Here is a 6,589-nt window from a genome sequence, read left to right as displayed (position 1 = left end):
ATTTAATAATTCAGAATTTTGTAGAAAAATATCAGTCGTATTATTTATAATAAAAGTAAAAAGATGATGAGATGGTGAAATGATGCAAAGGAAAAAATGTTGGCGTGAATTTTTTGGAACGATTGCAATTGCATGTTTATTGGTGTTTTTGGCGAAAATTTTTGTGTTTTTCCCTACGACTGTAAAAGGAGCATCCATGAGGCCGACGTTGCAAGATGGAGATAAGGTGATTGTTAATAAGTTAGCAAAACAATTTGAAAGCTATGGGAGAGAAGACATTATTGTTGTGAAAACAGATAATTTTTATGTCAAAAGAGTGATTGGATTGCCAGGAGATATTATTGAGATGAGAAATGATCAATTATATGTAAATTCTGAAGTGAAAGATGAAGAGTATTTGGATAGTAATAAAAAACAAGCAGAAAAAAAACTTATGAATTTAACAGAGGACTTTGGACCGATTACAATTCCTAAAAATAAGATTTTTGTTATGGGAGATAATCGCCTAATAAGTAAAGATAGTAGAAATGGTTTAGGTTTTATTGATAGAGAAGATGTGTTAGGAAAGTTAGCAGGCATTTATTATCCGTTTGAACATATGAAGATAATAAAGTAAAAAAACCAAGCAAATTTTAGTTTGCTTGGTTTTTCTGTTAAACAGTAGGAGATTCGTTAGATACAAAGATATCTTCATGTTTCTTTGTAGTACTTAAAACGAATTTATGTTGTAGCAATTGTAGTTTAAATAACGCTAAAGGATCATGATATGTTTCTGGATTGCTTCTTAGCGTTGCTAATGTTTGTTCATCTTCCTGTATCTCAAGTTGAGCTGCATCCACATTTTGTTTCAATATGCTAAGTGGATCTTTAAAGAACATCATGATATCGCGTTCTAATGCCCCTTCAAATACTTCAAATTGTAGGAAGAATTGTTTTGAAATTGTGTGAGCAATTTCTGTATAGTCTTCTGTTTCAATATATTGTTTATATTTGTTGGCGAGCATAGATTGGTTTTTTTGCATATTACCAAATAATTTTCCGGCACTTTTTAAGAAAAACTGTGTCGGTGTAAAGCGTAATAAAATATTGATGTTTGTTACTGTAATTCGATTTGTCATTCGTACAACATCTCGATTCCAATCATCTAATAATTTGAAATCGCAAGGAAGTTTCATACGTTCTTCTTTATATAATTTATTAAATGTTTCACTCATTTCATCTAAATAAGCTTGAGCTTGAATAAATTCATTATGTGCTGTTTCAATCCATTCTTGAATAGACCCAGTAAATTTAGGAAGAAGTACCTGTTGTACATGCTTTTGAACTCGTTCATTCATTGCAGCATTTAATTCTTCATGAACTAGTTTGAAATCACTATCTTCTTGAACAAGATCAGAGCAGCTCTGTAATAATTCAGGAATTTGAGAATGTATATCTCGTGTAATTTCTTCTTTCGTTAAAAGATAGGATTCGGTAATAGAGCGAATTTTATCTTTTTCAAGAGCAGTAAGGTTATTAATAAATCCAGTAAGTTTCACTGAGATGTGTTTATTCCAGCGTACGGATTTTACTAATGTATTTTCTAATTCCACACGTTCGTTTATGAGATAAGCAATCGTCTTTTGCGTAAACCATATTAGCTTTTCTATACGTTCTTTTTCTATATCGCGTTTTGCAAGATTAGAGAGAATAGATTCTGTTACATCTCCAAGTTGCTGGCTACTCTCTTGCGAAGGAGAGTATGGGAAGAATTGTGCATCTGGAAAATGCACTTTAAGTTTACTAATTAGTTTTTCATTAGTAGTCGTATTATTTGTGTGTAATACGAAGTGAATTTGTAAGTTTGATACTTGTTCACGTAAATAAATTAACGTATCAATTTCTTCACTATGCAATGGTGAAGAAGAATTTAATACGTAAACAAGACTATCTGCTGCTTGTAAGTATTCAAAGTATGCATTGTTTTTATCCAATTGTCCTTGAATGGATGGTGTAATAAGAAATGTAAACTTATTTTTTCTTAAAAACCTACTTGGTAGCTTAATTTCTATACATCTTTTCTCAAGTTCCGACTGAGCAGATGTAGCCGTTATTTGATGGAATTCATTAAGGTTAGGGATACTTCGTATATCTAACGCGGTAAATTCTGTTATTTCAGTTTGACTAGCGTCTTTAAATAGAATAGGAGTTGTTAAAGTTTCATTTAAGATGTTCTCTCCTAATATTGAATTAACAAATGATGTTTTATCATGGTCACTAGTTCCAGCTATTAGTAGTGGCGTGACATTTAAATCGCATAGTTCATGGACGAGTAGCGTAAATTGATGACTTAAATCTACATCATTTTTCTCAGCCCACACAGCGATTGTTTCGAATAAATGAGAAACTGTTTCCATATTTACATCTGCTTCAGCAGATGTATTAGAAAGTAAGGATCCAGCACTTTTTACGAGTAATGATTCTAAAGTTGTAGGTGAGACTTCATTCCATGCTAACACTGCTGCAGAGACAACTAGAGAATCTTTTGCTTTCGTTAAACTGAACCAATTTGTTAATAAATTTGGTACAAGTCCGTTTAATTCATGCATAAAATGATTTCCGGTAATTAATGCAAAGTATGTTTCTTGATAGCGAGTAGAAATTTCATTCCAATCGTCATTATTGTCTGTTTCAATATGCAAGAATAAATGATTAATACTTTGAATCCAAGGAAGGTATAAGGATTCATGTTGATAGCTATTCCAAAGAGCAATAACAAGTTCTTTAAATTGAGCTTGATCAACAGCATATAGAGCTTTTAAAGACTCATAGAAATATTCAGGCTTAATATTTTTTGTAAATCCTTTATTTATGTAATTTATTAACGTATCAAACCAGTGTAAAGATTGTGTTCGAATACCTTCTTGAACAGCTAGTTCGATAGCGTTGTTCCAATCTTCTTGTTTTTCATAGAAAGAACGTGCAATTGCAGTAATATTTGGGTAATCCGGTTGGAATGCAACAGCTTCACTAATCGTCTTAAAAGCAAGTCCTAAACGATCTTGTTCGATATAAAGAGAAAGAAGTTGTAAGGAAACCTCCATCGTAAGAGTTGTATCTTCTGTTTGAATGGATTGATAAATTTCTTCTGCCTTTGGTAAAAATCCTAGTTCAAAATAAGCATCTGCAATATTTTTTGTTGCCCAAAGTGCAAGAGCATTATTTACTTTTTCCCATTTAAATATAGCTGCTTCAAAATCTTTATTTTGATAATAAAATTCACCTTGAGCAAATCGAATATTAGAAATGTTGGAGAATTCATTTTTAGATTCATTTATATATGCTTCACCGAGTACTTCCGATGCAGGAGTAGAAGTTTCTTCTGTTAAAAATGTTTTATAGTAAACTTTTTGAATAAATTGATTTTCAATGGTCATGTTCGTTCCCCCCTGTATAATTTAGAAAAATGATGTTGTATGTAAAAGGGTTCATGTTCTTTTAATAGGTAGAAGTTGCATTATATAGACCAAACTATGTTTTTGCTAGATATATCATTTTTCTTGAGAGTTAAACCGTTGCGAAAAGTAACTTTCCTTTATTGTAACAAAAAAACACGCATATGAATTTTTATTTTTTATCGGGTCATTTGCGGGCAGTAAGAATCTACTCTCAAAATTGGTGAATGTAAGTGAGTTATGTGGGAGTCGGGATGTCTGTAGAAGCAAGATTGGCGTAGATTAATAATTAGTAGAGGATGAAGAAAAGCCCCACTGATTAAAGTTTCACTTTATCTCTGTTAAAGGAAAGAATAGAAGTAGAGTTCATTATAAAAACAATGTATAGTGAATATGTATACCATGTTTGCCTTAAAGATAGAAAGGGTACAATGTGGAATAACGATCGTGCATAGGATGTGTCTTCCGAATGGAACAACATATTGGCGAGTTAATCGCGCATTATGGCTATTTTGGAATTGTTATAGCTTTGGCTGGTGGGATTGTCGGATTACCGATACCAGACGAGTTTTTATTGACCTTTATTGGTTATAATGTTTCAAAAGGAGTTATGTCAGGAACTGCTGCTTTTTTAAGTGGGATGGCTGGTGCGATGTTAGGGATTACGTTAAGCTACATATTAGGTTTAAAACTTGGGCTCCCTGTTTTAAAGAAATATGGGCCGAAAATTAGAATTAAAGAACATCACATTGAAAAAACACATATTTTATTTGAAAAATATGGGCCATTTCTTTTAATGATTGGTTATTTTATACCGGGAGTACGTCATTTAACGGCATATTTTGCTGGGGTATCAAATTTGACACTTTGGCGTTTTTGTTTGTACGCTTACGGTGGTGCGCTCATTTGGATAAGTGTTTTTATTGGGCTTGGCTGGAAGTTAGGCGAGAAGTGGCGCTTCGTTGAGTATAGTTTACATCATTATGGAATATGGATTTTATTAATTTCAGCAGTTGTTACATGTGTTGTATGGTTTTACATAAAGAAAAAGAAAAACCGCTAATAGCGGTTTTTTTAGCTGAAAGCAATAAATAATACACCAGCTGTAATAAAGACTACACCAACACCGGTCATAAAGTTTAACTTTTCACCGAGGATAATCATAGCGAGAATGATAGAAAATACGACGCTTAATTTATCGACAGGAGCTACTTGTGAAACCTTTCCTGTTTTGAGGGCAAGAAAATAAAATAGCCATGAAGAAGCACCTGCAATCCCACTTAATGTGATAAATAGCAGTGCTTTTTTATTTAGCAGTACGTCGCCGATATTTTGAAATTTACCTTGTATGATAATAACGCCTATCATAAATAATGCCATAATAATAGATCGAATTGTTGTTGCAACGTTTGCATCGATTCCGTCTAAACCAAACTTTCCAAAAATCGATACAAGGGCAGCAGTAATTGCTGATAATAGTGCAAATAAGAGCCACGAACTCATAGTAAAATCCCTCCAATCTTACAGTATTATACATGAAAATGATTCTCATGTATAAAGTTGAAGTAATTAAGGTTTATAGGAAGCATGACTCCAACTTAACTTCTTGCTCCACTTGAATTTTAAGGTGGGATACTGCCCGCAAATAGTGGGCTAAATAACGAAATAATCCCCACCTTATATTTTTAATAAGGTGGGGATTATTATGCTACTCTGCAATTTCCTCATATAAAAAGTACGTTACATTATAAATATGCTCTACTTCATCGTCTGTCATAAACAGTAATTCGTCACGCTCAATCCCTTTCTTCTTTTCAATAAACTCAATCATATTTTTGCGTTCTTCTCTCTTCATCAATTTTATTTCTCCTCTCAATCTGTTTTAATACAGTTTATTTAAGTTACTGCTATTATATAACAGAATCTTTAGGAAGTTCCACCTATTTTATTGTTTTTTTCAAAAGAACTTTTCGACAAAACAAGCCCACCTAAAGGGGGCTTGTTTTATTTTATAGTCGTAAAAACTCAGGCTCCGTCGTACCGGCACCATCGATGTAATAAATTGTGTCGGGATTGATTTTTATCAATACGTAATTAGGGTCTTCAGGACCGAGTAACCAACGTTTTAAGCTATTATTCCAAAACTTGTTTTTTAATGTTGAGTCTTCCTCGATTGAAGCTAATCCTTCAACTTCAATATAATCTTCATCTAATTTTTTTCCTTCTCGTCCGAGTAGTACATGGACATTAGGATTTTGTTCAATATCTGTTATCTTTTTTGATTGTCGATCTGTTGCAACATATAGTACAAAATCTTCATGGAAAAACATCATAAAGGCACTATGCGGTTTCTCGTTACGTACTGTGGATAATACACCGGTACGTTGTCCTTGGATAATAGTTGCAATTTTCTCTTTTAAGTGCATATTCTTTACCTCTTTTCCTAATTTATATTTTCTCTGTTTAAACAAGATAATTTAAATATCTTTCATACTGTTTTCTTCAAGTCGATTTTTTAAACGTAATTGTGATGAAATCGGACAAGTTAGGAGAAGAATAATAATAATATTGAGGAGAAATACATACGATGGAAGGGTGAAAAGCATGTTTAATAAAATATTTCTTATAGTAGCACTTATAGGTGTACCACTATCTGTACTTGGAAAAACACTTCATTGGCCAGAAACAATTATGTTCGCTGTGTATTGTATTACGATTATCGCGTTAGCTGGTTTTATGGGGAGAGCAACAGAGAGTTTAGCAATTGTATCTGGTCCTAGAATAGGCGGATTATTAAATGCTACTTTCGGTAATGCTGTTGAACTTATCATTTCAATTTTTGCACTTCAAGCAGGGTTAATTGAAGTGGTGTTAGCTTCTTTAACGGGTTCTGTACTTGGAAATTTATTATTAGTAGGAGGACTATCCTTCTTTGTAGGTGGACTTAAATATAAAAGGCAAAGCTTTAACGTTTACGATGCAAGGCATAATTCAGCTTTATTAATATTTGCTGTTGTCGTGGCCTTTGTTATTCCAGAGATTTTTTCAATGAAGATGGACGCTGGCAAGACGTATCAATTAAGTATAGGTGTTTCTATTATTATGATTATCATGTACATTGCTGCATTACTATTTAAGTTAGTTACGCACCGTGG

7 protein-coding genes are annotated in these 6,589 nt (G+C 32.8%); 3 read left to right on the top strand and 4 right to left on the bottom strand.

Annotated elements, in window-relative coordinates; translation table 11 throughout:
- Window positions 1–79: 79 nt before the first annotated feature.
- Window positions 80–616: a signal peptidase I gene (lepB, locus tag MR167_RS29710; RefSeq protein ID WP_000983696.1), complete on the top strand. Its 537-nt coding sequence runs from the start codon at window positions 80–82 to the stop codon at window positions 614–616.
- A gap of 37 nt (window positions 617–653) precedes the next feature.
- Here lepB and MR167_RS29705 read toward each other — a convergent pair whose 3' ends face one another.
- Entirely contained in the window at window positions 654–3,416 is a 2,763-nt protein-coding gene (locus tag MR167_RS29705; protein WP_000151407.1) for a tetratricopeptide repeat protein, read from the bottom strand.
- 487 nt (window positions 3,417–3,903) lie between these two features.
- Here MR167_RS29705 and MR167_RS29700 point away from each other — a divergent pair, with 487 nt between their 5' ends.
- Complete coding sequence (locus tag MR167_RS29700) at window positions 3,904–4,497, top strand: DedA family protein (RefSeq protein WP_000434870.1); 594 nt, start codon at window positions 3,904–3,906, stop codon at window positions 4,495–4,497.
- Between the two features lie 11 nt (window positions 4,498–4,508).
- On the opposite strand, the gene MR167_RS29695 is transcribed toward MR167_RS29700, so the two are convergent.
- The 3 genes from MR167_RS29695 to MR167_RS29685 form a co-directional block, all read right to left on the bottom strand.
- Entirely contained in the window at window positions 4,509–4,937 is a 429-nt protein-coding gene (locus MR167_RS29695; protein WP_242316106.1) for an EamA family transporter, read from the bottom strand.
- Window positions 4,938–5,142: 205 nt separating this feature from the next.
- Complete coding sequence (locus MR167_RS29690; RefSeq protein WP_000817786.1) at window positions 5,143–5,289, bottom strand: BH0509 family protein; 147 nt, start codon at window positions 5,287–5,289, stop codon at window positions 5,143–5,145.
- A 154-nt stretch (window positions 5,290–5,443) separates the two neighbouring features.
- Entirely contained in the window at window positions 5,444–5,860 is a 417-nt protein-coding gene (locus tag MR167_RS29685) for a pyridoxamine 5'-phosphate oxidase family protein (protein WP_000550220.1), read from the bottom strand.
- A 178-nt stretch (window positions 5,861–6,038) separates the two neighbouring features.
- On the opposite strand from MR167_RS29685, the gene cax reads away from it, so the two are divergent.
- Window positions 6,039–6,589 (top strand): calcium/proton exchanger (gene cax, locus MR167_RS29680; RefSeq protein ID WP_242316105.1); only part of this gene is annotated, 551 nt, incomplete at its 3' end.

It is taken from the genome of Bacillus cereus group sp. BfR-BA-01355, assembly GCF_022663675.1.
GTDB classification, from domain to species: Bacteria; Bacillota; Bacilli; order Bacillales; family Bacillaceae_G; genus Bacillus_A; species Bacillus_A thuringiensis_S.
The sequence above is the reverse complement of the archived record's forward strand: the minus strand, read 5'-3'. Positions and strand labels throughout refer to the sequence as shown.